General features: G+C 68.7%; 3 protein-coding genes and 1 pseudogene. 1 reads left to right on the top strand and 3 read right to left on the bottom strand.

Annotation, left to right across the window (positions count from 1 at the left end; translation table 11 throughout):
* Window positions 1-351 (top strand): annotated as a pseudogene (locus tag BGN95_RS19295) (MFS transporter); the annotation flags it as partial.
* A gap of 96 nt (window positions 352-447) precedes the next feature.
* Here the strand turns inward: BGN95_RS19295 and BGN95_RS19290 are convergent.
* The 3 genes from BGN95_RS19290 to BGN95_RS19280 all read right to left on the bottom strand — a co-directional run.
* Window positions 448-1,974, bottom strand: a complete 1,527-nt coding sequence (locus BGN95_RS19290; protein ID WP_179513028.1) for a peptide chain release factor 3 — start codon at window positions 1,972-1,974, stop codon at window positions 448-450.
* Between the two features lie 57 nt (window positions 1,975-2,031).
* Window positions 2,032-2,913 (bottom strand): aldose 1-epimerase family protein, encoded by an 882-nt coding sequence (locus BGN95_RS19285; RefSeq protein ID WP_286773729.1) that lies wholly within the window; start codon window positions 2,911-2,913, stop codon window positions 2,032-2,034.
* Window positions 2,906-3,880: phenylalanine--tRNA ligase subunit beta-related protein (locus tag BGN95_RS19280; protein WP_502688320.1), on the bottom strand; the 975-nt coding region annotated here is incomplete at its 5' end. The genes BGN95_RS19280 and BGN95_RS19285, both read right to left, overlap by 8 nt.

Here is a 3,880-nt window from a genome sequence, read left to right as displayed (position 1 = left end):
ATGCTCGGGCTCATCACCCCGTCGCCGGTGCTCGCCTGGTTCTGCCTGCTGATCCCCAATGCGCTCAACATCTTGTGGCTCGGCCCGCTCAACACCGCGGTCCAGCACCTCGCCCCGCCGCAGATGCGCGCCAGCGCCTCGGCGACCTTCCTGTTGATCAACAACCTCGTCGGGCTCGGGGTCGGCCCGTGGCTGCTGGGGACGATGTCGGTCGCGCTCAAGGCGCAATATGGCGCGGATTCGCTGCGCTATGCCGCGATCATCGGCGCGGGCTTCTATCTCGTCGCGGCGGTGCTGGGGGTGTTGGCGGTCAGGGCAGTACGGCGCGGCTGGATCGAGGAAGCGGTCTAATCCCCGTTCGGGCTGAGCTTGTCGAAGCCCTGCACTTCTCTTCGCGCGGAAGAAGGGCAGCCCTTCGACAAGCTCAGGGCGAACGGAGGGTGGGTATTACCGTTCCCGCGTCGCGGCGAATTTCACCTTGGGGTAGCGATCGGCGACATAGCCGACCTCCCATGCGCTCTTGGCGAGGAACACCGGGTTGCCGTCGCGGTCCTTGGCCAGCGCGCTGCGGTTGATCTCGACGAACTCCTTGAGCGCGGCGGCATCGTCGGACGAGATCCAGCGCGCGGTATCGAACGGCGCCGGCTCGAGCCCCGCGGCGACCTTATATTCGGCCTCGAGCCGCGAGATCAGCACGTCGAGCTGGAGCTGCCCGACCACCCCGATGATCCAGTTCGACCCGATCTCGGGATAGAAGACCTGGGTCACCCCCTCCTCGGCCATATCGTCGAGCGCCTTGCGCAACTGCTTGGTCTTGGTCGGATCCTTGAGCGCGACGCGGCGCAGGATCTCGGGGGCGAAATTGGGCAGCCCAGTGAAGCGCACCGCGGCGCGCTCGGACAATGTGTCCCCCACCCGCAAGGTGCCGTGGTTGGGGATGCCGATGATATCGCCGGGATAGGCCTCGTCGGCGATCTCGCGATCCTGCGCGAAGAACAGGATCGGCGAATGGACCGCGATCGGCTTGCCGTGCCCGGTCGGGGTGAGCTTCATCCCGCGCTTGAAGGTGCCCGAGCACAGCCGCATGAAGGCGATACGGTCGCGGTGCTGCGGGTCCATATTGGCCTGCACCTTGAACACGAAACCGGTGACTTCCTTTTCCTCCGGCCCGATCGGCGCCGGCTCGGCCGGCTGCGCGCGCGGCGGCGGGGCATATTGGGCGAGCGCGGCGATCAGCTCGGCCGGGCCGAAATCCTTGAGCGCGGAGCCGAAATAGACCGGGGTCAGATCGCCGTTGCGATACGCCTCGGCATCGAATTCGGCATAGCCCGCCTGCGCCAGCTCGACTTCCTCGCGCACCTCGTCGGGGAGGATCGGCTCGGCATCGACCTTGCCTTGGAAGGTGCGGCTGTCGCCCTCCGGCCGGCTGATCGACCAGCGCTTCAAGTCGAGCACGCCCTCGAACGTGCCGCCCATCCCGACCGGCCAGGTCATCGGCGCGACATCGAGCGCGAGCACGTCGGCGATCTCGTCGAGCAGTTCGAACGCGCTGCGCCCCTCGCGATCGACCTTGTTGACGAAGGTGATGATCGGCACCGAGCGCAGCCGGCACACTTCGAACAATTTGCGCGTCTGGCTCTCGATGCCGCGCGCGGCATCGATCACCATCACCGCCGAATCGACCGCGGTGAGCGTGCGATAGGTATCCTCGCTGAAATCCTCGTGCCCCGGCGTATCGAGCAGGTTGAAGGTCACCCCGTCCTTCTCGAAGGTCATCACCGACGAGGTGACCGAGATGCCGCGCTGCTGCTCGATCTTCATCCAGTCCGATCGCGCGCGCCGGTTGGCGCCGCGTGCCTTGACCTCGCCGGCGAGATGGATCGCGCCGCCGACATAGAGCAGTTTTTCGGTCAGCGTGGTCTTGCCGGCGTCGGGGTGCGAGATGATCGCGAAGGTGCGGCGGGGAGAAGTCATGGCTCGGGCTTTCGTCAGGCCGGAAATGGATATGCGATAAGGGAAAAGCGCGCCTGGTTACGATTCGGCGAGCAATGTCACCCGCATCGCGATCCGCTTCGCCGCGCCGGGCTCGACCTCGAACACCCCGGGCTTGGCGCGGAAATCACCGGTGAAGCCGGCCGGATCGGCGATGCCGTGCCACGGCTCGATACAGATGAAATGCGCGCCGGGTTTGGTCCAGATGCCGAGCATCGGGGTATCGGGAAAGGCGATTTCCAGCCGCGCGCCGCCGTCGCCGCGATAGGTCAGGCGGTCGGAATGGAGCCGGTCCCAGATCAAAGCGTCATGCGCGAACAGATCGTCGCGCAACGCCAGCGTGCGGCCGTCGAGCGGCGACGCACGCGGCGCGGGCGCGATCTGGCCGTCGGCATCGATCTGGCGCAAGGCCGCGGGCTCGTCGGCGGAGAAGATGATGCGGTGCGCTTCCTTCGCGCGCCCGCCGGGCAACGGCCAGGCGAAGGCGGGGTGGAAGCCGAAGCTCGCCGGCAGCGGCACGTCGCCCGGATTCTCGATCGACACGTCGACCGACAAAGTCGCGCCCGCGATGCCGAACGTCACCGCCAGCCGGAAGGCGAAGGGGTAGACCGCGCGCGTCTCCGCGCTGTCGGTCAGCACGAAGGTCGCACGATCGGCGGCTTGCTCGGTCACCGCGAACATCGTCCGCCGTGCGAAGCCGTGCTGCTTCATCGCATAGGCGCGGCCGTCGACGCGGATCGTTTCGCCCGTGGGCTTGCCGACCACCGGGAACAGCAGCGGCGCGTGGCCGGTCCAGAACGCCGGATCGGCATCGGTCATCAATTCGCGGCCGGCGGCATCCTTCAGCGACGTCAGTTCCGCGCCGAGCGCGTTGATCGTCGCCGAAAGCCCGTCGCCCGCGATGATGACTTGTTCAGCCACGCAGCACCGCGCCCTGTTTCGCCGCGGCGGCGACCACCTTGTCGGCGATCGCCTTCAGCTCGGCATCGGTGAAGCTCTTGTCGCCGGGCTGGAGCACCACCTCCAGCGCGACCGACTTCTTGCCCGCCTCGACCCCGGCGCCGGTGAACAGATCGAACACCCGCGCCGAGACGATCGCCGCCTTGTCCGCGCCCTTGGCCGCGCGGACCAACGCATCGGCACTCACCTCCTCGGGGACGAGGAAGGCGAAATCGCGCCGCACCGGCTGGAGCACGGGCGGCGCATAGGCCGGGCGCATGAACCCGCCGCCGCCGCGCTTCGCCGGCAAAGCATCGAGGTACAGCTCGACCGCCGCCACCGCGCCGCCGAGATCGAACGCCTCGATCGTCCGCGGGTGGAGCATACCGAATGCGGCGAGCACCGTCTTCGGCCCGAGCCGCAGCGTCCCCGACTGGCCGGGATGCCAGGCATCGCCCGTCCAAATCGAATCGGGGCCGAACACCTGCAGATTGTCGACCGGCGCGCCCGCCGCGGCGAGCAGCGCGAGCGCCTCCGCCTTGGCGTCGAACGCGTCGAACGCCGCCGCCTTGCCCTCGCGCCAGCCGCGCGGACGGCGATCGCCGGCGAGCACCAGCGCCAGCGTGGGGCGCTCGGCATCGGCGAGATAGCGCCGCCCGATCTCGAACAGCCGCACCGCGCCCGCGCCGCGCCTGGCGTTGCGCGCCGCGGCGGAGAGCAGCCCCGGCAACAGCGAGGGGCGCATCACCTTGAGATCCTCGCTGATCGGATTGGCGAGCGTCCACGCGCCGCCGCCGAACACCGCGGCCTCCTTTTCGGAAAGGAAGCTCCACGTCACCGCCTCGTCGAGCCCGCGCGCGGCCGCCGCGCGGCGGATGCGGCGTTCGAGCTTCTGCTCGGCGCTCGCGGTCGGCTTGGCCACGCCCGGGGCGCGGTCGAGCGGGGTCGA

It is taken from the genome of Sphingomonas sp. 66-10 (assembly GCF_001897045.1).
GTDB classification, from domain to species: domain Bacteria; phylum Pseudomonadota; class Alphaproteobacteria; order Sphingomonadales; family Sphingomonadaceae; genus Sphingomonas; species Sphingomonas lycopersici.
This window is presented reverse-complemented; position numbering and strand designations above follow the sequence as displayed.

Coding starts and splice junctions, on each gene's coding strand:
- BGN95_RS19290 (WP_179513028.1), bottom strand. CDS start 1,974: ATGACTTCTCCCCGCCGCACCTTCGCGATCATCTCGCACCCCGACGCC.